We start from the raw sequence: 22476 nt of genomic DNA, 5'->3' as shown, positions 1-22476 counted from the left end.
TGAAAAGCTATTTTTAAAATGAAATCGTAGCCAATACAGGCAAATGGTCAGAAATATGTTTGTTGTTTTCCATTCTATCATCAATATGCATATACTCTAGAACATTAAAACTATCTACGAAAATATAGTCGATTCGGTTTGTTAATACCCGGTCTTGGTCAAAACCATTAAAGGTCCCAGTCGGTCCGTAAAAAGTTTTTTCGGTAATAGACTGACCATCGGTTAAGGCATCTTTTAAATATAGAATTGGAGTTTCGTCCGGAGTCAAATTTAAATCGCCCATTAAAACTACAGGCAGGTTGTCCACATTTATATCCTTCATTTTAGAGACAATTAGCTCGGCAGATTTTTCACGGGCTACAACCCCTATGTGGTCAAAATGAGTATTGAAAACCCAAAATTGTTTTTTTGTTTTCAGGTCTTCAAAAAGGGCATAGGTACAGATACGCTCCAAGGCCGCATCCCAACCAACAGAAATTTTATCGGGAGTATCGGACAGCCAAAATGTTGAACTCTTTAGTACCTTTAATAGCTGGGTGTCATAAAGAATAGGGGAGTACTCACCTTTTTCTTTTCCATCTTCGCGGCCCACGCCTATAGAAGCAAAATTTGGCAAATTCGTAACTAAATAATTCAGTTGCCCGTTCACCACTTCTTGCATACCGATAATACTGGGTTGGTAATGTTTTAGTAAACTAACCATAGCATCTTTTCTATCGTTCCAATTGTTAACGGTATCATTGGTATTGTCCCATTTAATATTATAGGTCAATACCGATATGTCTTGACTAAAACCTTTGTTGACTATAAGGAATACAAATGCAATACCTACTAGTTTGAAAAATCTCATAATCTTGTTTATTTTTTGGTCTTATACTTGTCGAACCACGCCAAAACCGAGGCAATTTTAGCGACCAAATTACTAGGTCTATTCGCAATGCCGTGTCCTGCTCCTGGTATACGCACCATAGCCGTTTCCACACCTTCTAACTTTAGGGCGGTATAGAATTGTTCTGATTCTGCAATTGGTGTTCTATAATCTTCTTCTCCCGTTAGTAACATGGTAGGAGTAGTCACATTTGCTACATACATTAACGGTGAACGTCTAAAGTAGTTTTCTGGATCTTCCCAAGGTTTTTTGCCGAACCAATACTTAGAGAAGAATGCGGCACCATCGGCATAGAGTACAAAGCTTGTCCAGTTAATAACCGGTTTAGCAACTACGGCAGCTTTAAATCTATCTGTCTTACCAACAATCCATGCCGTAAGCACTCCGCCGCCACTACCACCGGTCACAAAAAGATTATCTGTATCTATAAAGCCTTTTTCAATAACGGCATCCACACCGCTCATTAAGTCCTCATAATCATGGTTTGGATAGTCATGGTGAATTAAGTTTCCAAACTCTGCTCCGTAGCTTGTACTACCTCTTGGGTTAGCGTATAATATTACATAACCCGCTGCTGCGTATGCCTGTATTTCGGCACTATATACAGAACCGTAACTTGTAAATGGCCCACCGTGAATTTCTAGAATGAACGGATACTTTTTACTTGGGTCAAAGTTTGGTGGCGTAACCACCCAACCCTGAATGTCTTTTTGGTCATAAGAAGACTTCCACCAAATTTCTTCTGTCTTACCTAAATCCCTGAACGAGAAAAGGTCATCGTTTACAAAAGTTAATCGCTTAGAACTTTTTTTATCGGCAACACCTAAATCAGAAGGGTGTTGCGTGTTCCCTAGCGTATATGCAAATCTTGAATTTTTTGAAACTGTAAAATCTCCAGCATTATAAGGTCTGCCTAACGATAATCCGCCAAGACCGTCAACAAGTGTAGTAACTTTTCCATCTAAGGAGATATGTCCAATTTTAGTAGCACCTTCTGTATCATATTGAAAGTAAAGACCTTTACCATCATTGGCCCATTGGGCATTGGCAATGTCCCTATCAAAACTTCCGGAAAGTAATTTTGAGTTGGTGCCATCAGAATTCATTACGTACAATTCCGTAATCTGATATCCCTGTAATTTGTCGTCATTCCCCATGTAAGCAATCATTTTACCGTCTGGAGAAACTACTGGCGAAGCATCAGGACCATATCTAGTAGTTAACGGAGAAACTTCAGCTGTTAAAATATTCAGGGCATACACCTCACTATTTGCGGGTTCAAAAGCCTCATCAGGATTAAAATTAGCTGAGAAGTACAATGTTCTGTCATTTTTAGCCCAAACAGGAGCTCCGTGGTCAAATTTTGAAGTTGTCAATTGCTTGGGCGTACCTCCATCAATGGAGAGGGTGAACAATTGGTCATGGCCACCTTTGATATACCCTTGGCCGTCACCCCTATAATTTAATTTATCGATGTAAGTAGGAGGAGTGTTCCACTTTGCACCTTCTGGTTTAGTTGGTAATTTAACAATAGATTCCTCAGCCTCAGAAACGAACATTGTAAATGCCAAATAGCGGTCGTCATGGGACCAACTGACTGCTCCAGGTGCTTTGGGTGTATTTGTTAAAGGAGCTGTTTCTTTTGTGTCTAACCACATCATATACAGCTTCATCCTATTATCTGCCTTGTTCGATTTAAAGATGATTTTCTTTCCGTCATGGGACCATCTCGGGTAAAAGTCGTTTTGGTTTCCGGTCGTTAAAGGCCTGTTTTGGGAACCATCGTAATTAATGATCCATAGATTGGACAGGTTCTTGTCCGTCATAATATCCTTAAAATTCCGAACATAAATAATTTTATTGCCATCTGGAGAAATTTGTGGATCGGAGACAAACTCCATATCAAAAATATCCGTTAGCTCCAAAAGACTTTCATTCTGGGCGACTAGTGGGAATGAAACAAAAAGGAGAATGGGTAGAAGTAATTTTATCTTCATTGGTCGATTTTTTGGTTACGACATGAATTTACATAAATGAATTGTAATGCGGTAACCTAATATCCTTAATTATAGCTAACAATGACGTTTTTTGTTGTTGATAAGTGGTACGGGTATTGAAAGACTATTTTAACTACCTTAACCATCAACTACAAAATCAAATAATCATGAATAAACCGGTAAAATCAATTCTCCTTATTGTGGGTGTCGTATTGTTAATTTATGGCATTTATACCCTTATCATGCCCGAGGCGTCATTGGATCTAGGAATATTCAAAGTGGAAGAACAAGACAATACCAATGCCTATATCACTATAGTTTTGGGTATAATTTCGTTAGGCGTATCGTTGGTTGGGGGAAGAAAATAATTAGACGATTCGTTTCAAACGAACCGTTCACCTATTGATGTAACACTTAATTATATTATAACGGCTATCCGTATTTATGGTCTTTCGTATTTTTGTTATATGGAAGACAGAGGTTACTTACATCAAATACATCCGGTACTCCCTGTTTGGGACGTAGTAGAGGGCTTGGATTTTTATGTCAATCGCTTGGGGTTTAGGATTGCTTTTGCTGACGATTCTAAACAACCTAAATATGCTGGTATTATTAGAGATGCTATAGAACTTCATTTACAATGGCATGATGCCAAAGCATGGGAAACGGAAATTATTAGGCCTATGTTGCGCATTGTTACCCAAAATATTGAATCTTTATACCAAGAATATGGAACAAAGGATATCTTTAATCCACATACCCTTTTAAGGGAAACTGCTTGGGGAACAAAAGAATTTTCCTTTTACGACCCTTTTAAAAACGGATTAACATTCTATAGGGATGTTTAATATTTTTGAGTTTAACTAATTGATATTCAGTAAATAAAAAATAAAAATGAAAGTATTATTCATAGGAGGAACAGGCAACATAAGCACACCAAGTAGTAGATTGGCTGTAGCTAAAGGAATGGATTTATATGTACTGAATAGGGGAAAGGCCAAAGTTGATATTGCTGGAGCACATTCTATTATTGGGGATATTAACAAACCCGAAGAATTAACTGAGCTTAAAAAGCACGACTGGGATGTAGTTGTTAATTGGATAGCCTTTACACCCGATGATATTGAGCGTGATATTGAACTTTTTAGGGGAAAGACCAAGCAATATATTTTTATTAGTTCAGCATCATGTTATCAAACGCCTTTGAGTTATCCGGTTATTACCGAATCTACACCGCTTTGCAATAATTTATGGGATTACTCTCAAGGAAAAATACAATGTGAAGACCGATTACAAAAAGCCTATCGTGAAGAAGGTTTTCCAATAACGATTGTTCGCCCTTCATTAACGTATGATACCGTAATACCGATTGCCATTGGGGGGTTTAATAAATATAATACCGCGCAGCGAATTTTAGATGGAAAAGAAATAATCGTACATGGCGATGGTACTTCACTTTGGACGGTAACACATTCCGATGATTTTGCTAAAGGCTTTGTTGGTTTATTGGGTAATACACCTGCTATTGGGCATGCTTTTCATATTACCTCAGATGAGGTGCTGAGCTGGAATATGATTTATAAGATTTTGGCAGATGCTTTAGGCAAAGAAGCCAAAGTGGTACATATAGCCTCTGACTTTATTTGCAACATAGAGCCATCGTTTACAGGAACGTTATTGGCAGATAAGGCTGAAAGTGTCTTGTTCGATAATACTAAGATAAAAACCTTCGTACCAGGATTTAAGGCAACGATTCCTTTTTCCGAGGGTATTAAAAGGACTGTAAAATGGTTAAAGGAAAACCCAGAACACCAAAATATTGATAAGGAGACGGAGGCTAAGATTGAGAATGTGTTGAAGGTTTATAAATCGCTTTTTTAATCTAAAATTTTGTAGGATTTTATTAGGAACAATAAGCCATTTTGTTGATAGATAATTTCTTCAAAATAATACATAGAAACTAGATATTTCTTAGTAAAAAGTAATGGTAAGGAAAAATGGTCAACAATTAATTTTAAACAATCCTGTACTATCAGTACGTTTTAATTTCAAAATTAGTTGTTGACCAACTTACAAGTACAAGCTAATGCATAATTTTATAAACAGCACCTTTAGGTCCCACATCCGTATTCGAAAATCCCATCACATATAGTTCATTATCTTCATCGGTATCAAACCCACAAATCAGAAAAACATCTTTTGGTTTGTTTTCAATTTCCAGAAGCTCCCTTGTCCATTTTCCATTGGTTTCTTGGGATAGCGAAAAAATACTACCTTTAAAATCTCCAAAAACAAGTTTATTCTGTAAATTGGGATTTTCCTTTCCATAATAGAAGTCGCCACCTATAATACATATGCCATCCTCATGTGAGTAAGTGTTGATAGGAGGTTTAAAACCGCTTTTATCAATACTGTTATCTTCCATATAAACACTTTCTCCTTCCATATAGGGCCAACCAAGATTAGCACCTTTTGTAACAATATTTATTTCTTCTTGTTGCCCTTCGCCCACATCGGCACCAAAAAGTTGTTTTGATTTTGGATCAAAGGTATACCGCCACATTTTGCGTAGACCATATGCCCATATTTCGGGCTTAGCATCGGATATGCCTACAAAAGGATTATCTGATGGTATGCTGTAAGGCAATGTATTTACATTTATACGTAATATTTTTCCATAGAAATGATTCAAGTCTTGAGCATGATGGACATAGTTTTCATCGTCCATGGCATCATCCCCAATGGAAATATACAGAAAACCGTCTGGCCCAAACGCAATTTCACCTCCATTATGTGAAATCTGGTCACCTTCAACTTCAAGAACCCTAATTTCACTTTCTTTATTTGCTAGGTTTGGATTCTCGTTATATGCCAAAAACTCTGAAATAACAAGTTTTACTGGATCGTTAACAATAGAAGGTGCAGCATTATAGCATACATAAAATTTGTGATTGGTGCTAAACTCTGGATGAAAAGCCATTCCATTAATGGTTCCTATTCCTTCTGGCCCTTCCAGTCCGAGGGAATCCTGCGCTGTGTTTAATTTAAGGAAAGGTATGGGTAATACCGTTTTGTTTTCTAATATCCATATCTGACCGCCACGATTGGTCAAGAACTTACGATGGGTATCATCATCGGGAATACTCATTTGAATTGGAGTATTCAATGCATCGGTAAGTAGTTCAAGCCGAATGGAATTTATATTGGAAGCTTTGACATTATTTTGTGTTGAAGGTTTCTTCTTTGCCTTATTACAGCTTAAAAAAACAAGAACAAGTGTTAAGTAAATTAGTTTAATTTTCATAATGGTGTTTTAAAGTGGTTACCTCATGCCAATCAATTAATTCTTTGGAACAATGCGGAGGATGTTTTTTCTTCATATTTATTGATACTCCAGAGGAATACTAATTATTGGCTATCCCTATTTACAGAAGCACCATTAATTTATAGTTCGGTTGAAACATCGTTTAAAAGAATGCTAAGATTTGGAACTTGCTTCCAAGCCTTGAATAGTAGCTTTAAATTTGCGACATGGATATTATTGCCTTTCTAAGGCTATTACTTTAGCATCTGGACCACTTAAATCTTTTCGAAGAGACCATATCTCACCTTTATCGCCATCGGTTGTAGCCTCTACATCTTTCATGAATTGTTGAAAACTACCCGTCCCATGAACATCTTCGAAATCTCGCATGAACGTATCGTCTTTGGCCATCCAAGAATAGCTATCAAAGAAATCTACCCATGCAAAATCCATACCGTCCATATTAGGCATCTCATTGGTATAAATGCCATAAATTTGGTCTGGCATTTTTTCCTTATACATTTTCACCACCTTTTTCACTACTTTTCCCATAAAATCCATATCCTTAAATCGTTTAATATCGACCATAAAAACCGAGACTTTATTGATTTCAAAATCTTTGGAGAAATTTGATAAATCGGGATGCATTTTCATATAATTTACCTCTACCGAAGACTCTAAATATTGGTTTATGTTCTTGTTGTTATCTTCGGAATGTTCTTTACTTGAGGGCCTACCATCTAAAGCACTCCATTGTAGGGGCCCCATAATCAGCATGTATTTTCCTGCATTTTTCCCATTATCGATATTGTAGACCCTGGCCCCAAATGGACCTGTGGCGTGAAACTTTTTGTTGTGTGCTGCAATACCTGCCTCAAATTCGGCTATTTTATCAGGCTTTACGGTCAACATTATATTTTCAATGACCAAACTTTCATTGGTCTGGGATACCATCATTAGTGGTATTAAAACTATGGTGATCAATAATCTTTTCATTTGTTCTATTATTTATTGGTTACTATTATTATTTGATTGCTATTACTGCACTAGATGGGCCGGTTAATGGTATAATGTCCATTTTTGTAAAACCTGCTTCCTTAGCTAATTCATTAAAATCAGAAGCTGTAAAATCGGAACCTTCGGGAGTTTCTATGAGCATGTTTAATGACATCAACAACCCAAAGGCATTTTCGTTTCTTTTATCATCGATGATATTCTCTATGACTATCAAGGCACCACCTTTTGGTAATGCATCATAAGCCTTTTTTATAAGCATTTTTTTGTCGTCAATTCCCCAATCGTGTAAAATCATACCCATAGTAATTACATCCGCTTTTGGGAAATCATCGGTAAAAAAGTCTCCAGAGATAATCTTTACCTTTTCATTGAGGCCCATTGCACTAATATTTTCCTGTGCTACATGTGCTACTTGAGGTAGATCAAATGATAAACAATTCATATGATCATTGTTTAGGGCTATTTGAGCGCATAAATGTGCACCGGAACCACCAATGTCGCATAAGGTCTTATAGGTTGAAAACTCAAACGTTTTGGATAAAGTCATAAAATTCCCCATAGAAACTCCGGCCATTGCATTCACAAATTCACGAACTTTTTCTTCATCGCTATATATTGCTTCGAAAAGACTTTTGTCACCAGTTTTGGATTCATTTTGTGGTAATCCGGTCTTGAGTCCCTCCTCCAAATCATTCCAAAAAGGATATAATCGATTATTTGCCATTTCCAATAATCCACCCATGTAACTTGGTTTGTTTTTATCTAAAAAAAACGCACTATCTTCCGTGTTGCTATAGCAACTGGTTTCTTTTATCCCTGTCCTATTTAAAAAGTTCAAGGCTACTAGTGCATCCAAAAAATCATACAGACCTCTTTGATGGAAGCCAAGTTTAGTTTTAATATCATTTCCTGATAACTCACCTTTTGCTAGAAGGGTAAAAACACCCATATTAACTGCAGATAATAAGGTTTTAGAGGCCCAGAAACCCATGCCTATTTGCATGATATTTGAGGGGTCTACTTGTTTTTTTATTGCTGTTACTGTTTCCATTTTAATTGTTTTTAGTGGTCTAAAAGTTGATAATTGGCTTTTTTGTGCTTTGCTTGCAATCTGCCAGTTATTATTTGAAAGTATTTGTTAAAAAAAGGGGGGGGGAGCTTTAATCACATACAATTAACCTATTTTGTAGGAGATACATTTATTTTTATGGACGAACGGCCACAAATGATGTCCCTAGGCACCTGTTTAATTATCTGAAGAATTTGGTGGGTTATAAAACTATACCAAGACAACTATCCAAATGGGATGCAATATCAACACAAGGGCAAAAAGGGATAGCAACTAGTTATGCTTTGATAACATTTTAATTAGCTGTTTTATGGATATAAATATTATGAAGGTGCGCTCAAATTAAATAATACTATGTTCGTTTTTAGTTACTGGTAACAAAATACATGTCTATCTTTCCTTTACCCTTTGCTTGTATTTTACCTCTATGCGTAAATGTGAATTTTTTATTATCCTTTAGCAGTTCATAAGTATGTTGAGAGATGTTTACTTGACCTACTGTTCCGCTGCTTTCCATTCTCGCTGCCGTATTTACGGTATCACCCCAAATATCATATTGAAATTTCTTGACTCCAACTATTCCCGCAACAACCGGGCCTGTATGAATACCCAAGCGCATTTCAAATGTAAATCCGTCTGCTGTTTCTTTATCTACAAATCTTTGGGTCATAAAAGATTGCATTTCAAGCGCGGCCAAAACCGTATTCTGAACTGAATCGGTTGAAGGTACCGGTAGACCACCGGCAGCCATAAAAGCATCACCTATTGTTTTGATTTTTTCAATACCATACTTCTCACAAATATGGTCAAACGCCTTAAAGCAATGGTTTATTTCACCAATCAATTCTGCTGCGGTAAGTTCTGCAGACTTTTCTGTAAAACCTTTAAAGTCGGTAAACAATATAGAAACTAAATCAAAATCGCGAGCCTCTGCTTCCCCTTTCTCTTTCAGTTCTTCAGCAATTTCCGCTGGCAGAATATTCAACAATAGACTTTCTGAACGGTCTTTTTCTTTCTTTAAAACATTTTTTGATTTTTTAACATATTGCCATCTTGAGAAAAAGCCAATTGCCAATATAAAACAGGTTATTCCGGCTGCAATAGCCAGATTTCGATTTTTATCTTTTCGCCGTACTTCAGATTCATGCTGTAGCTGCACTTTTACATCTTTCTCAATTTGCACTAAACTATCGGCCATAATTTTCTTTGAGAATTCTATTTGCTGTAATTTTATGGCTAAATCTTCTGTTTTTATGCTATCGCCAATGAAAATCATTTGCTCATGATACATTAAGGCATCTTCGGAATTACCTAATGCTCGATAGGCTTCATATAAACATTCACAAGCATATTCTTGACCTCCTAAGTCGCCGACCTTCTTTGCCATAGAAAGGCTTTTTTTACAATATGTTATTGCTTTTGTATAGTTTTTATTATCAAGATAAATATCACTTATACTTAATAGTGTATTAGTTCCACCCTGAATATCATTTATACTTTCACTGATATCAAAACTTCTTTGAAGAAAATCTAATGCTTTTGTGGAAGCTCCTTGCTCAAGATAAACACCTCCGATTCCAGATAGTGCTGATGCTATTCCTAATTTATCTTCTTTCTTTTTTTCGATTACCAAGCCTTTTTCATAATAATCTAGCGCTTGTTGAAAATCATTTTTTGTTAGGTATAACCCACCTATATTTATGTACATGGCAGAATTACCCTCTTCATAATTTAATTCTTTGTTTATGTCTATGCTCTTTTTATAATAATCTAGGGCCTTGTCGTAATCACCTTTAGATAAATAGATGCTTCCAAATTCATTGTAAATATTTCCTTTACCCTCTAAGTCATTTTCTTCCTCATAAATCTTCAAACTTTTTTGATAGTAAATCAATGCGTTGATTACATCTTCATTGTCATGATAGATATATCCCATTTTTACGAGAATATCAGCAGCACCCAGTTTATCGTCTATTTTTTCAGCAATCTCCAATCCTTCTTCATACGATGCCAATGCTTTGGAATAGTTTCCTATTCTAAATTGAATATATCCTTTAAGGGTAAGGGCCTCTATAAGTCCCTTTTCGTTTTTAGTTTCTTTAGTGAATTGGTATAATTGATTCGTTAGGATTAAAGCACTATCGGGTTGTGATGAAAAAAAACCATCGTAGATATAATCTGTTAGTGCAAAAGCTCTGATACTATCAGAAATTTTTTCATTCTGCCAAGTGCTATACAAGGAATCAAGCTCAGTTTGTGAATAAACAGAACTTTGAAGGCATAATAAAATGAATAAAAACCTCATTTTTTTCATTTTCACTTTTTAATTGTGCAACCTCATATTTTTTAAAGTTGTTAATGAGTAAAGTGTTGATGGTTATATAATTCTATAAAATACTCAATATTTACTGTTTTAATAGGTACTAGTGATTTTTTAAGTTAATATCTAAACCAATTTGATATCGGTTAAGTTTTATTTTTCATAGTAGTTATCTAAATTATCACATTTAAAGTCTTCACTCCCTGTTTATAAAACGGGTTACTAGTTTATTTTTTTCTGACTCCATTTCACAGGTCCAACTGTCAATAAACCATCTGCCATTTTCATAGTGAAGTTGAATGCTGTTCAATCCTCTAATGTTTGAGACTATTTTTGGGTCTGTACGTATCTCAAAAGCACTCCAAACTTGGGCGAGATTTCCAAAATGGGTCACTTTCCTTTTCAGTTCTTTTTCGTAAAAATCTTCCTTTGGTGCCAAGGCCATGGGAACATATTCCACTTCTAAAACATGCGATTCCGCTTTCCCGTTTTCATCCAACCGGGTAATAACGGCATTTGGGGAATGGATGTATCTGTCCCTTTCAAACTGCCATTGGTCTTCACTAGAGCCAGATATTACATCGTAATACGCATTTATTATAGCGTCTATAGATTGTACATCTTTAGCATATTTTTCATCAATTGTTTGTGTGAAACTTGAATTACAAACCATAAATACAATGGCAAATAATATCGTTTTTATCATAGTATTAATTTATATTATTCAATTCTTGGTCTATCAATGTAATGAGCGATTGCTTTTCGTTCTCAAAGTCTAAATATTCTGATTCTTTTATGGAAGAACCATAGGCAACAAACTGAAAAATATAATTTTCATATTCCTTGGAGTACAACAAGTTTGTATTTCCTTTTCTGCTATCGACACTATCCACGCCCGTGATTTTATAATATATCAAATTATCTGCTAAATTTTTAAAATCACAATTTTGATAAAGATAGGACTCTAGGTTTTTTTGAGCTTCTGCCACCTGTACTTCTTGCAACCTCACTAGATTTTCCTTTCCTTCCCACGAGGCTAATAAAGCTCCAATTCTGTTGTTTTTTATTTCTTTTAATCCTCCTGAATAAATGATTTGGTTCAAGGCTTCGTTTTCATAAAATAGTATGCTATCGGTTTTTTGAAACTCAAAGATAAGTTGCGACATATCAGTTTCAGACAAATTATTCATTAAGCGATCGCTATTCATTATGTTTGGCAATGTAATCGCATTGTCCAGTTTAAGGGATAACTCTTCTTTTTCTATAGCAAGTGATTTAAGGTTACTCATTGTCTTTTTTTATCTGCCTTAAATAGTTTTTTGTTGCTTCTGAATGGTGTATTCTTCCTTTTGATTATTCATATAAAGGGTAATAAAAATCCCAAAAACAACCAGTATGATTTCACCTATGGCGTATTTAAAGTACTTTGTTGTTTTGCCCTCACTGAGCAGGTTTTGGCGGATTTTTCTAAAGAATTTAATTATGTCCTAGTGATTGATCTCGTTATGGATTAATTCAATAATATGTTCAAGGTATGTTTGCAGATATTGATACTCATTTGCTAGGTAAGCCAAGTTAATTGCATGCCAATTAACCATATTTTCAAATTCCAATGAACCCATTATATAAGTATAGTCTTTATCAAAACTGGAGGGAGGTATCGGACTAAGTTTGGTATATTCCAGAATGGATTTATCAATGAGTAAGTTGGTAATATGGGCATTTTTGGATAAATAAATAATTATTTCATTGAACAAATACCCATTTGTTATCTCTAAATCGGTTTGGGTATCAATAATTTTACTGGACCACTTGGAAATTTCATTTTTAAGTTCCTTATTCTGTATAAGATTCAATTGGCCGGAATTGATTACTTCGTCAATGGCACCACTTGCTGGGTCAAATGCAGAATAACCGAACATTAAACTAAGTATAGTATCTATCCGTTTTGTGTTGAATTCAGAAGTCTGTGGTTTGATCTGTTCCTTAAGGTCCAACGTAGCGTAGTAGGCAATGTCGGTAGAATTATGGGCTTCTACGATTAATGCGAGGTTTTCCTTAAAAGCGGTCAATAAGGAATTAAGGATTTTCTGTTCCTTTTTTAAGTCCTTATTTGTTTCATTCCAATTATTGATCTGCAAGGCAATCAAAATCCCAATAACCACAAGCACAATTTCCCCAACTGCATACTTGAGGTATTTACCGTTTTTGCCTTGGTTGAGGAGACTTTTTCGGATATTTCTAAAGAATTTGATCATGGCAGGGTCTGGATATTTTGATTATCTTCTATTTCTGTAATGATTTCCTTGGCCATTTTTAAGGTATTTGAATAAAAATCGAGCATTAACATAGCTTGGTATCTTCTATTCATGACATAGGTTTCCAATTTTTTGTCCGCAATGGCAGCGGAGAGGTCAATGTTCGTTAATGGTCGTGGATCATCCTTATAAAAATTAGCCTGCCTATGCCAAGGGTTTGTCTTGTTGTATATCCAGTAATAATGGTTTCTTACATAAGGCTCATACATGGTTTTAATCTCGGTATTGGCATTGTTTTCTCTGCTTTTTAACTGCTCAAGGTTTCTGTAATAATTCAGTATTTTGTTTTGAAGGTCCTCCTCGACAAATGTTAAACTATTAGAGTTCGATAAGGCGTTTAAACCGCTTTCATTCTCTTCTATGTTCCGTTCGAACATGAGATAGATCAGATACATTTGTATGTTGTTATCTACAGGTTTAAGGGTTTTGAATTGATTAAGAAAGTCATTGGCATAGTCTATAGTGGTTTGTGTTTCTGCCAACAGGGTTTCTGCTTGAACAATGTCATCCTGGAGATTTAGTTTAAGGGTCCTTAGGTGCTTTTCAGCTTGGACAATGCTATTTCTTTCTTCGTTCCAATTATTGATGGCCAGGGCAATTAGAATACCAATGACTACTAAAACTATCTCGCCAAGTGCGTATTTTAAATACTTTAGGAGTTTGTTCTGATTACTTAGTTTTTGGCGTATGGAACGGAACACTTTCATTATTCTATTTTTTTAAGATATGCCCTAATGGAATCTATAAGCTCAGAGCAAATTCTATGACTGTCGTTGTAGCGATTATCGGCGGAATGAGCGAAGGTTAGCTCTTGGTTTATAAGATCTAGAATATCGTTCTGCTTTATCGATTCAAAAAAATGCTTAATATCCCGTTTATCCACTTTATCTACATTGTTGGGATCAAAAGGCCTTAAGGAGTTTAATTTTCTTGGGTAATCGGTCCGTAGTTTGTCCAAATAATCCATGGTAAAATCCAGATATGAATAGTAATAGGATATTTGGTTGCGGATATCATCTTGCTGGATCAATCCAAAGTTTCCCGTATTGATCAGATCTAGATAGGTTCGATTATTTAAGCGCATGTTTCCAATACCTCCCATGCCGCCCAGACCCACTTTATTGATAAATGCAATGCTATCCTCAATTTGAGGTTGCGAATGTAAAAAGTCCTTGGCCAAATTTAGACCCTCTATTTTTTGGGGATACCTTCTTTCCCAGCCGTTTATATGGGAAAGACTGTCAACCTTAAGCTCTTCGAGTATACTATGCAAATAGGAGATTTCCGTTTTTTCATTTTTGCGTTCTGTACGCCAGGAATCTAATTGAATGGCAATAAGAATACCAATGACCACCAATATTATTTCTCCTATGGCATATAGGAGATATTTTGAAAACCTATTTTCCCCCAGTAGCTGTTTACGTACGTTTCTAAAAAGTTTGATCATGTTTGGTTGGTTTATTTCAATACATGGTTTTTTTACTCTAAGGTAGTTTCCTCCAAAATTTTCTGAATGATTAGTTTCGCTTCTGCATAGGCAGCTTCGGACTCCTTGAGCACAAAGAGCTTGTCATCGATATAGTTTTCAAATTGAATATTTTGAAGTAACAGTGCATTGTTCATTTTTAGTTGCGATGGTCCATATGGAAATTTTTTAGATTTGGCATCTATGTTTCTAAGCGAACCATGTTCCCGTATATATTCGATTAAATTGATATTCGTCTCTTCCGTTTGATTCATCGTTTCTTGCAACTCCTTAAAAAATCGGGACCAATTAAACAATAGAATTTTTAGATTTTTATTGTTAAGTTCCGAAAGTCCACCCGAATTTTGAAGGTCGTTCAAGACAAATTCACTAGGCTTCCAGGAAGGACTTTCTATAACGTAATTTAAAAGGCTGTCTATTTGTTCGGTTTCTTGAAGATCGTCTTTTTTGAACTTTCCAAAAATGTTTTCCGTAGCCAAAATGGTGTGTTGCAAAATGATATTTATGGAATCCAAGTCCCTTAAATTTTCCTTGAATTCGGTATTTAGATTCTGTATGGTGATTTTTTCCCGATTATTATCCAAACGCTCTTCATTCCAGTTATTGATCTGCAAGGCTATCAAAATCCCGATAACCACGAGTATAATTTCACCCAGTGCGTAACTTAGGTATTTACTCGTTTTACCTTGCTCAAGAAATTTTTTTCGGATTTTTCTAAAGAATTTTATCATGGGTCAATGGTGGGTCTTTTTAATAAATATTAGTTTTGGATGTCCTTGTCGTTTCTTGCTTTTAACACCAATAAACATTGAAATCGTTGCTATTTTGTTTCTTCTAAATATTTTAAGATGGTTTTGGCCTTTTGGGTATATTTTTCAAAATCTTGCCTTATCAATATTCTGTAAGCGCCTATCATTCCCACTTGAGTATTTAAATAATCATTGTTCTTGATTTGATTCCATTGTACATGGTATTTAGAAACATTGGATTCAATCGGTTTTTGGAATGTATAGAAATCCTGATATAGCTTTGGACTATGAAATTTAGACATTTCATCACGGTAATCATACCAGACTGTTTTGAGGATTCGGGAATTCAAGAGTTGAAACCAAGAATTGTTTACATAATATTCGTCCAAAAGCTTTTTTAATTTCACATCATTGAATAGGTGAATATTATTACTGTTGATCAAGTCGTTATAGGTAGAGGATATAAGGGATTTATTGGGAATGTAACCACAAAATACGATTGAATTTGTAAGCCTTAAGGTATCTATTTCCTTTAGTGAATCGTCTAAATAGGAGGCGAGGTAAAATCCTTCATTTTCGGCGTTGGTATTTATGGTATTTAGTGTCTCTAAGTTTTGGATGTCCTCCTTCAAATCAGCAATTAAATTTTCTACCAAGGATTGTTTAACTTCATTGTTCTTTCTTTCTTCGTTCCAATTGTTCACTTGTAGCGCAATTAAAATACCAATGACCACTAGGATAATCTCACCTAAAGCATATTTGAAGTATTTGGTGGTTTTACCCTCTGCTAAAAGGTTTTGACGAATTTTACGGAAGAATTTAATCATGGTCCAATTCTTTCTTTACAAGGGTTAAAAAATGCTCGAGTCTTTCTTTTAAAGGAATTAAAAAACCGGATTCTAAGTGGTTGGAAGTGCCCAAAAAAGTCACTAGGTCAGATTCAAAGGCCTTTGACCTGAGCAGATCTTTGTTTGTATCCTCAAATGGGCTTTCCTGTAATTCTTTTCCCAAATCGTTTTCTATAGCCTGGAGGACCATTCTCATGTTACCAATTTCCTTGGTACGTTCAAAACACAGAAGGCGTTGATTCTTAACAGCCATTTCCTGTATGCCTATTCGATCAAGTTCGGATTGCCATGCAGACAGAAAGGTTGCGATTTCCCTATTGTGAATAATGCTGAGATTACCAGAGGCGATAGCCTCATTGAGTGCACCTAGGCTGGGTCGGTAGACAGCATCTTTCGACAATGCGTTGAGCCATAGCTTCGAAATTTGACTATGGGAAAGGGAAGATTCCTCGGGTGATAATTCATGCAACAACAGTAGGCAGTTGGTAATACGCTCGTTATTTACAGTTATGGTATTTTTCAAACGCTCTAGATTTCCATCAAATTCCTGTTGCAATGCCAAAAGCAAGGTTTGTTCCTTTGCGTAGTTCTTTCGTTCCTCGTTCCAATTGTTTACCTGCAAGGCAATTAGAATTCCTATCACTACTAGTATAATCTCTCCCAGAGCATATTTTAAATACTTGATCGTTTTGCCCTCTGATAGCAGATTTTGTCTAATTTTTCGAAAGAATTTTATCATAGGTTTTAGTTGACTTAAGGTTTCGAAAGTTCAATTATTTTATCTAAAGTGGCTTGTACTTTTTGTAGCTCACCGCTTGTATTCAATATTTGATCCACCAAATCATACCTGCTTCTAACCAAATATTCAAACTCCAGAGTTTGAAGTGCGTTAAAATCGTTTCGCTCATCTTTAAAATTAAGGTTCCAATCAAAATGTTTGGACAGATAAGGGTCATATTGACTCCAAATATGATCTCTAGAAGCCAATTCTTCCTCTTGATAATCTGTAACCAAGTCATTCCAGGAAATCAATAGATCGCGCAAGGTTTCATTTTTTATGATATCGAAAGAAGATGTGCTGGCAAGGGCATTAATGCTGGTTTGCGTGGGGTTGAAGGTATTTCCGCCATAAGTCCACCAAAGCATAGTGGCCAATGAATCCAATGCTTCAGGTCCTGGTTTTGATTTTATTGGGAAAAGACCAATGACGCCGGCGCAATTTTTGAATACAACCTGGTGCTGACCAACAACGGAGTCTAATTGCCTTTTATTCTGTGTAAACTCTTTATGAATATTGGCTAAAACAATAGTTTCTTTCTTCGAGTTTATTCGGTTTTCATTCCAATTATTGATCTGTAGTGCAATCAAAATACCGATGACTACCAGGATTATTTCCCCAAATGCATATTTGAGGTATTTGACGGTTTTGTCCTCATTGAGCAAATTTTTCCGGATGTTTCTAAAAAATTTAATCATCGTTTTTTGTGCTTAATTACTCTTATTACCTGTTGCAGGTGTCAAAAATTTGGGGGGTGTAAAATTTATTTTTGGACCTAATTGCTTCAGTAACTCTTGAACAGCCCTTTCCAGTTGTGGATCTTTTCCTTTAGATAGGGACAGGGCATCTTGCCGTACTTCAATATCTGGGGCAACCCCAACATTTTCAGCAATCCATTTATTTGTAATGGGGTCAAAGACGGCATTGTCCGGGGCGGTCAAGGCACCGCCATCTGCCAAACTATAATGAACGGATGACTTTACCAAACCGCCCCATGTGCGTTTGCCTATGAGTTTACCTGCTTGCTGTTGCCTGAAAACCCAAGGGAAGAAATCTCCTCCTGAGCCCGCCATTTCATTGATCAATAATACTTTGGGTCCTAAAATTCCTGCGGGTAGTTGCATGGGTTTTCCATTGGGTACCTCGTTCGTTAAACCAGCTCGTAGGCTACGGGTCATAAGGTCTACCATATAATCGTCCAATAAGCCCCCACCATTAAATCGTTCGTCAATTACGGCACCTTCTTTATCCTGTTGTGCAAAATAATAGCGGTTAAAGGAAACGTAGCCTTGGCCCGCGGTATTTGGAACCCAAACATAACCTAACCTGCCGTTGGAAAGTGAATCTACCATTCTACGATTATCTTCTACCCAAGTACGCTGCCGCAAGGAGTTTTCGCTTTTTATGGGTTTTATGATTTCTTTCCAAGTCCCTTCAAAAGTTGGTTCGCTATTGATGTGTACTACGGTTTGCTTGTCTGCCGTGCCATCTAAATACTTGTAGATATTTTCGGTACCTTTTAGTTCATCGCCGTTGATCCCTACTATGTAGTAATCGTTTTTTATGTTGAGGCCAGGAGCATCCAATGGTCCTGATAAACCTGGATTCCAACTTTCGGTGGTATACATTCTTTTTATTTTCCAACGATTGTTCTCAACCATCATATCCGCTCCCAGCATTCCCATTTTAGAGTCGGCCACTTCTGGATAATCGCCTCCGAATACAAAACTATGGCCTACGGATAGTTCACCGTTAACTTGATCAAGAACGTAGGTTAAGTCTGCCCTATGTTTTATAAAGGGAACAAGAGGTGCATAGCGCTCATAAACTGAATTCCAATCACGACCATGAAGATTTGGATCATAAAAATAGTCTCGCTCATATCGCCATGCTTCTTCGAATATCTGCTTCCATTCCATGGAACGATCCAATTTCATTTGAAGATCTACTTTTACCGTTTTCCCTTTTTCACCACTATCTCCTTTGGTATCCATAACGTTCCATTGCCCTTTTACATTCGCCAATAGATGCTCACCGTTACCGGTAATGGATACCTTTTCTACACTGGAAATGAAATTTTTGATTTTTTGATCTTCCAGTGTAAACTTTTTAAGGGCGAGACCTTTTTCGTTTGGCAGGGACTCTCCCAGAAATACAGCACCCTCTGGCCCCGATGCAATAAAGCTGTATTCTCGTTCTGGAACAGGGAGGGATAAAGTACGTCGGCTTAAATTCTCAAAATCTATTTTTACGGTCTTTTTTGTAGCCTTTTCGTCCTTTCCTTTTTTATTCTTCTTTTTATCGGAATCTTTTTTCTCGTCGGTTTCCTTTTCAGGGGCTTCCTCATCACTTTTTGGTTTAAATGGGGAGGGATCATCTTGCTGTAAATTAACAATATAGGCAGCATACGAGGGACTGGCAGACATTGAACTTGTATTTGCCCAACCGGAGCCCAATGCCACTTCGGTACTGGCTAAAAAGTAAAATTGTTTGTGGTTTAGATCCCAGGCGGGGGAGAACGAATCTGCAAAAACATCGGTAATCGCTCTTTTTTGTCCGTCTTTGACCGACCAGATAAAAATCTGTCTAAAGTTATTGCTACCGGCTTTGGCATATGCGAGCCAATTGGAATCTGGCGACCAGTTCAAGGTAATGCTACCGCGTTCTATGTTAGTACCCCCAACATCGATGGTCTGTATGGCTTTTGTTTCTAAATTCAATACCCGTAAACGCACATCATCATCTACAAAGGCAATATATTTTGCGTCTGGTGACCAACTAGGATCCCATGCCATCTTAGATTCTCCGATAGCGATTGACGTAGGTATTTCCAATCCGTCTTGTGATGCCAACATAAGACTATATTCTTTTCCATTTATATCCGAAAACCAAGCCAATTGATTGCCTTTTGGCGACCAGATGGGTGCTCTATCTGCGGCATTGGCTGTTTCCGTTATATTTCTTGAATCGCCAAACTCTACGGGTACCGTAAAAATATCACCTCGTGATTCAACAATCATCCGCTTTCCATTAGGGGATAAGGATACAGCGCTTGCCGAAGAACTTACATCTTCCCATTGGGTGGCTGCCCATGGAAAATCTCCAATAATATCTATTTGTAATTGTTTTGTTGTTTTTGTATTTAAATCCAAAAGGTGTAGATAACCTTCACGTTCGTAAGCTAGTGTGTTCTCATTTCCTGCTAACCATTTAACATCTGCACCTTTGAATTCGGTAATTTGCTGTAATTCTTTGGTTTTAGTATTGTAAGACCAAATGTTGGAAACCAAGTCACGATCCGATATAAAATAAACCACATCGCCCAACCAGAGTGGTTGAATGTCAGTTGCGCTCTCGTTGGGCAATAATTCCTCTTTTGATGTTGAGGTGTTCAAAATAATCAAAGGTGTATTTTGACCTCCTCTGTACCCACGCCATTCGCTGTCCCAGCGGCTTACCCTATCTATAATCAAGTGTTCGCCATCAGGGGCAAAAGCACCATCAAAACCCCATTGTGGATGAACCAATGAAGGTATATTCTCCGTAACGCCAGTAGTCCATAAACGATTATAGGGACTTGGTGCGGTATCTCGGTTACTTGCGTAGAGAATACGTGAACCATCGTTGCTCCAACCCCTTACCAAAGAACCGCTAGGATGCCATGTAATTTGTTTGGCCTCGCCACCTTCTGCGGGCACTACAAAGACCGATTGATATCCCGTACGATTGGAAGAAAAAGCGATCCAATTACCGTCTGGCGAAAAATACGGATTAGACTCCACCGCTTGTGTACTTGTAATTCTTTTCGCTTCGCCACCATTTATGTGGCTCATCCAAATATCACCACCATAGACATATGTAATATGTGAACTGCTGATATCGGGTTGACGCAATAATCTTGTGCCTTGTGCTTCTAGGGTTACAATTGCTAAAAATGGGATTGCGATAAGTGTAAATAGTAGTTTGAGGTTACCTTGTTTTAGGGAGTCCAATTGGTTCATTTTTTAGTTTTATTTTTTTTGATAGCTCCAATTTTTAATAGGAGCTTCAGGTACTTGTTCCATACAAGAAATTGGCCGCAGCTTCATGCTTGTCACCTTTTATCCAATAAGATCTTTCAGGGTCATTGGCGATAGACCGTCCTGAAAGTATATATCCTTGGTGAAATTTCAATAAATAATCATAATCTATACTATCAGACTCATCAGCGGTTTGGTCATGGTATGAAATTAATAGACTTCAATAAATTATTCTAGTACATTATAAACCGTAAGTGGTTTTGCTTTATTTTTCATGGTAATATTGCCTAAATTTTCACATTTAAAGGCCTCTTTTACTTGTTCATAGCAGCCTTCACAAATAATTATTTGGTTTTCTTTTGCGGCGTCTTGTAATCTGGCAGCAGTATTTACCGTATCACCAATTACAGTATAATCGAGTCGTTTTAAGGTTGCCGACCCAATGTTGCCTGAAATCATTTCACCGCTTTTTATACCTATGGATACCTTGGGTTTAAAATTTTCTTTATTCTCTACGTTAGGAATTCTATTTACTTGGTTTCTAATGGCAAGAGCGGCATCAATTGCACGGTCTAAATGGTATTCTCCTCTAAATACGGCCATTACAGCATCACCAATAAATTTATCGATAATACCATCTTGTTCCATAATTTCTTTGACCATGGCGTCGAAATAGGTGTTGAGCATGGTAACCACGACATCGGGACTCGTAGTTTCACTAATTTTTGTAAAACCACAAACATCTACGAACATTACGGTACCCTCGATACTTTCATTGGCCATAATTTTAGATTCATATTCTTGGCCACCCATAAAATTAAGTACGTTTTCATCTACATACATTCTTAGAATATTATTCTCTTTTATAGCCTGTAAGGTTTTGCGAATTTCTCTAGCATGTTTTAAGGTTTTCTCCATGGTCAAGGTAAGGTCCTCAAAGTTGATGGGCTTGGTAATGAAGTCAAAAGCACCACGGTTCATGGCAACACGAATATTTTCCATATCACCATAAGCCGATACGATTACCGATTTAATCAACGGACTAGATTCATGAAGTTCGGTGAGTAGGGTGAGACCATCCATCTCGGGCATATTGATATCACTCAAAACAATATCTATACCCGGATGTTCAACTAATTTCTCTAGTGCGTCACGACCATTTATTGCAAAAACGAATTCATATTCATTCTGCCGAATTTGCTTCCTAAATTTTTGTTTGATGAGTATTTCTAAATCCGTCTCATCATCTACTACCATTATTTTTGCCATGTTCTTACGTTAAGGTTATCAGCTTATTTTTCAATAGTGAAAAATCTAAAGGCTTGGTTAGAAAATCATCAGCACCAAGATTTTTTGCCATTGTTCTATTTTCATCATCACCATAGGCGGTTATCATCATGACCATTGGTGGTGGTTTTACATAATTCTTTTTAATGTTTTCTAATAATTCTAGTCCGCTCATGCCCGGCATATTAATATCAGATAAAATAAGAACCGCTTCATGCTCCATCGTTTTCATGATTTTCAGTGCATCTTCCCCAGAAAAGGCAAAAACAAATTCTAGTTCTTCTTTGCGTATTTCTTTTCTAAAGCGCTGTTGAAACAACACTTTTACATCTTGTTCATCATCTACAACTAATATTTTCATAATCTGTTTATTTTGTGTTTTTAAATAGTTTAAT

At 36.6% G+C, this 22476-nt stretch carries 21 protein-coding genes; 3 read left to right on the top strand and 18 right to left on the bottom strand.

All coding sequences use genetic code 11. The features are described 5' to 3' along the window. Positions 1–13: 13 nt before the first annotated feature. On the bottom strand, positions 14–850 hold the full coding sequence (locus AACZ41_RS07095; RefSeq protein WP_339627669.1) for an endonuclease/exonuclease/phosphatase family protein: 837 nt from the start codon (positions 848–850) through the stop codon (positions 14–16). A gap of 8 nt (positions 851–858) precedes the next feature. Further along, positions 859–2886 carry a S9 family peptidase gene (locus AACZ41_RS07090; protein ID WP_339627668.1) on the bottom strand — a complete coding sequence of 676 codons (2028 nt, stop codon included), beginning with the start codon at positions 2884–2886 and terminating at the stop codon, positions 859–861. 167 nt (positions 2887–3053) lie between these two features. On the opposite strand from AACZ41_RS07090, the gene AACZ41_RS07085 reads away from it, so the two are divergent. From AACZ41_RS07085 to AACZ41_RS07075, 3 genes are all read left to right on the top strand, one after another. Further along, positions 3054–3254, top strand: coding sequence for a hypothetical protein (locus AACZ41_RS07085; protein WP_339627667.1), 201 nt, complete (start codon positions 3054–3056; stop codon positions 3252–3254). A 99-nt stretch (positions 3255–3353) separates the two neighbouring features. Then, positions 3354–3734 (top strand): glyoxalase superfamily protein, encoded by a 381-nt coding sequence (locus AACZ41_RS07080; protein ID WP_339627666.1) that lies wholly within the window; start codon positions 3354–3356, stop codon positions 3732–3734. 46 nt (positions 3735–3780) lie between these two features. Then, positions 3781–4767, top strand: coding sequence for an SDR family oxidoreductase (locus AACZ41_RS07075; protein ID WP_339627665.1), 987 nt, complete (start codon positions 3781–3783; stop codon positions 4765–4767). Positions 4768–4969: 202 nt separating this feature from the next. On the opposite strand, the gene AACZ41_RS07070 is transcribed toward AACZ41_RS07075, so the two are convergent. The 16 genes from AACZ41_RS07070 to AACZ41_RS06995 all read right to left on the bottom strand — a co-directional run bounded on the left by AACZ41_RS07070 (position 4970) and on the right by AACZ41_RS06995 (position 22442). Further along, positions 4970–6190 (bottom strand): PQQ-dependent sugar dehydrogenase, encoded by a 1221-nt coding sequence (locus AACZ41_RS07070; protein WP_339627664.1) that lies wholly within the window; start codon positions 6188–6190, stop codon positions 4970–4972. Positions 6191–6424: 234 nt separating this feature from the next. Beyond that, a complete protein-coding gene (locus AACZ41_RS07065; RefSeq protein ID WP_339627663.1) occupies positions 6425–7186 on the bottom strand; it encodes a hypothetical protein in 762 nt (253 codons plus the stop codon). A 28-nt stretch (positions 7187–7214) separates the two neighbouring features. Next, complete coding sequence (locus AACZ41_RS07060) at positions 7215–8258, bottom strand: methyltransferase (protein ID WP_339627662.1); 1044 nt, start codon at positions 8256–8258, stop codon at positions 7215–7217. A 382-nt stretch (positions 8259–8640) separates the two neighbouring features. Beyond that, positions 8641–10581, bottom strand: a complete 1941-nt coding sequence (locus tag AACZ41_RS07055) for an adenylate/guanylate cyclase domain-containing protein (RefSeq protein ID WP_339627661.1) — start codon at positions 10579–10581, stop codon at positions 8641–8643. Positions 10582–10792: 211 nt separating this feature from the next. Beyond that, positions 10793–11302 carry a hypothetical protein gene (locus tag AACZ41_RS07050; RefSeq protein WP_339627660.1) on the bottom strand — a complete coding sequence of 170 codons (510 nt, stop codon included), beginning with the start codon at positions 11300–11302 and terminating at the stop codon, positions 10793–10795. 4 nt (positions 11303–11306) lie between these two features. Beyond that, positions 11307–11885, bottom strand: a complete 579-nt coding sequence (locus AACZ41_RS07045) for a hypothetical protein (protein ID WP_339627659.1) — start codon at positions 11883–11885, stop codon at positions 11307–11309. Between the two features lie 198 nt (positions 11886–12083). Continuing rightward, entirely contained in the window at positions 12084–12854 is a 771-nt protein-coding gene (locus AACZ41_RS07040) for a DUF6090 family protein (protein ID WP_339627658.1), read from the bottom strand. Then, positions 12851–13621 (bottom strand): DUF6090 family protein, encoded by a 771-nt coding sequence (locus AACZ41_RS07035; protein WP_339627656.1) that lies wholly within the window; start codon positions 13619–13621, stop codon positions 12851–12853. The genes AACZ41_RS07040 and AACZ41_RS07035 overlap by 4 nt, the downstream gene beginning before the upstream one ends. Then, positions 13621–14361: a DUF6090 family protein gene (locus AACZ41_RS07030; RefSeq protein ID WP_339627655.1), complete on the bottom strand. Its 741-nt coding sequence runs from the start codon at positions 14359–14361 to the stop codon at positions 13621–13623. Before AACZ41_RS07030 ends, AACZ41_RS07035 begins: the two co-directional genes overlap by 1 nt. A 32-nt stretch (positions 14362–14393) precedes the next feature. Then, positions 14394–15131, bottom strand: coding sequence for a DUF6090 family protein (locus AACZ41_RS07025; RefSeq protein WP_339627654.1), 738 nt, complete (start codon positions 15129–15131; stop codon positions 14394–14396). An 89-nt stretch (positions 15132–15220) separates the two neighbouring features. Continuing rightward, entirely contained in the window at positions 15221–15976 is a 756-nt protein-coding gene (locus AACZ41_RS07020) for a DUF6090 family protein (protein ID WP_094998388.1), read from the bottom strand. Further along, entirely contained in the window at positions 15969–16736 is a 768-nt protein-coding gene (locus tag AACZ41_RS07015) for a DUF6090 family protein (RefSeq protein WP_339627653.1), read from the bottom strand. Before AACZ41_RS07015 ends, AACZ41_RS07020 begins: the two co-directional genes overlap by 8 nt. A 14-nt stretch (positions 16737–16750) precedes the next feature. After that, entirely contained in the window at positions 16751–17473 is a 723-nt protein-coding gene (locus tag AACZ41_RS07010; protein ID WP_339627652.1) for a DUF6090 family protein, read from the bottom strand. Positions 17474–17485: 12 nt separating this feature from the next. Further along, entirely contained in the window at positions 17486–20776 is a 3291-nt protein-coding gene (locus AACZ41_RS07005) for a PDZ domain-containing protein (RefSeq protein ID WP_339627651.1), read from the bottom strand. A gap of 246 nt (positions 20777–21022) precedes the next feature. Further along, complete coding sequence (locus tag AACZ41_RS07000) at positions 21023–22063, bottom strand: adenylate/guanylate cyclase domain-containing protein (RefSeq protein WP_339627650.1); 1041 nt, start codon at positions 22061–22063, stop codon at positions 21023–21025. A 4-nt stretch (positions 22064–22067) separates the two neighbouring features. Continuing rightward, on the bottom strand, positions 22068–22442 hold the full coding sequence (locus tag AACZ41_RS06995) for a response regulator (RefSeq protein WP_339627648.1): 375 nt from the start codon (positions 22440–22442) through the stop codon (positions 22068–22070). Positions 22443–22476: the final 34 nt, after the last annotated feature.

It is taken from the genome of uncultured Maribacter sp., assembly GCF_963974015.1.
GTDB lineage: Bacteria > Bacteroidota > Bacteroidia > Flavobacteriales > Flavobacteriaceae > Maribacter.
This window is presented reverse-complemented; position numbering and strand designations above follow the sequence as displayed.

Coding starts and splice junctions, on each gene's coding strand:
- AACZ41_RS07015 (WP_339627653.1), bottom strand. CDS start 16,736: ATGATAAAATTCTTTCGAAAAATTAGACAAAATCTGCTATCAGAGGGC.
- AACZ41_RS07000 (WP_339627650.1), bottom strand. CDS start 22,063: ATGGCAAAAATAATGGTAGTAGATGATGAGACGGATTTAGAAATACTC.
- AACZ41_RS07060 (WP_339627662.1), bottom strand. CDS start 8,258: ATGGAAACAGTAACAGCAATAAAAAAACAAGTAGACCCCTCAAATATC.
- AACZ41_RS07095 (WP_339627669.1), bottom strand. CDS start 850: ATGAGATTTTTCAAACTAGTAGGTATTGCATTTGTATTCCTTATAGTC.
- AACZ41_RS07040 (WP_339627658.1), bottom strand. CDS start 12,854: ATGATCAAATTCTTTAGAAATATCCGAAAAAGTCTCCTCAACCAAGGC.
- AACZ41_RS07075 (WP_339627665.1), top strand. CDS start 3,781: ATGAAAGTATTATTCATAGGAGGAACAGGCAACATAAGCACACCAAGT.
- AACZ41_RS07055 (WP_339627661.1), bottom strand. CDS start 10,581: ATGAGGTTTTTATTCATTTTATTATGCCTTCAAAGTTCTGTTTATTCA.
- AACZ41_RS07010 (WP_339627652.1), bottom strand. CDS start 17,473: ATGATTAAATTTTTTAGAAACATCCGGAAAAATTTGCTCAATGAGGAC.
- AACZ41_RS07005 (WP_339627651.1), bottom strand. CDS start 20,776: ATGAACCAATTGGACTCCCTAAAACAAGGTAACCTCAAACTACTATTT.
- AACZ41_RS06995 (WP_339627648.1), bottom strand. CDS start 22,442: ATGAAAATATTAGTTGTAGATGATGAACAAGATGTAAAAGTGTTGTTT.
- AACZ41_RS07070 (WP_339627664.1), bottom strand. CDS start 6,190: ATGAAAATTAAACTAATTTACTTAACACTTGTTCTTGTTTTTTTAAGC.
- AACZ41_RS07035 (WP_339627656.1), bottom strand. CDS start 13,621: ATGAAAGTGTTCCGTTCCATACGCCAAAAACTAAGTAATCAGAACAAA.
- AACZ41_RS07085 (WP_339627667.1), top strand. CDS start 3,054: ATGAATAAACCGGTAAAATCAATTCTCCTTATTGTGGGTGTCGTATTG.
- AACZ41_RS07045 (WP_339627659.1), bottom strand. CDS start 11,885: ATGAGTAACCTTAAATCACTTGCTATAGAAAAAGAAGAGTTATCCCTT.
- AACZ41_RS07025 (WP_339627654.1), bottom strand. CDS start 15,131: ATGATAAAATTCTTTAGAAAAATCCGAAAAAAATTTCTTGAGCAAGGT.
- AACZ41_RS07020 (WP_094998388.1), bottom strand. CDS start 15,976: ATGATTAAATTCTTCCGTAAAATTCGTCAAAACCTTTTAGCAGAGGGT.
- AACZ41_RS07090 (WP_339627668.1), bottom strand. CDS start 2,886: ATGAAGATAAAATTACTTCTACCCATTCTCCTTTTTGTTTCATTCCCA.
- AACZ41_RS07030 (WP_339627655.1), bottom strand. CDS start 14,361: ATGATCAAACTTTTTAGAAACGTACGTAAACAGCTACTGGGGGAAAAT.
- AACZ41_RS07050 (WP_339627660.1), bottom strand. CDS start 11,302: ATGATAAAAACGATATTATTTGCCATTGTATTTATGGTTTGTAATTCA.
- AACZ41_RS07065 (WP_339627663.1), bottom strand. CDS start 7,186: ATGAAAAGATTATTGATCACCATAGTTTTAATACCACTAATGATGGTA.
- AACZ41_RS07080 (WP_339627666.1), top strand. CDS start 3,354: ATGGAAGACAGAGGTTACTTACATCAAATACATCCGGTACTCCCTGTT.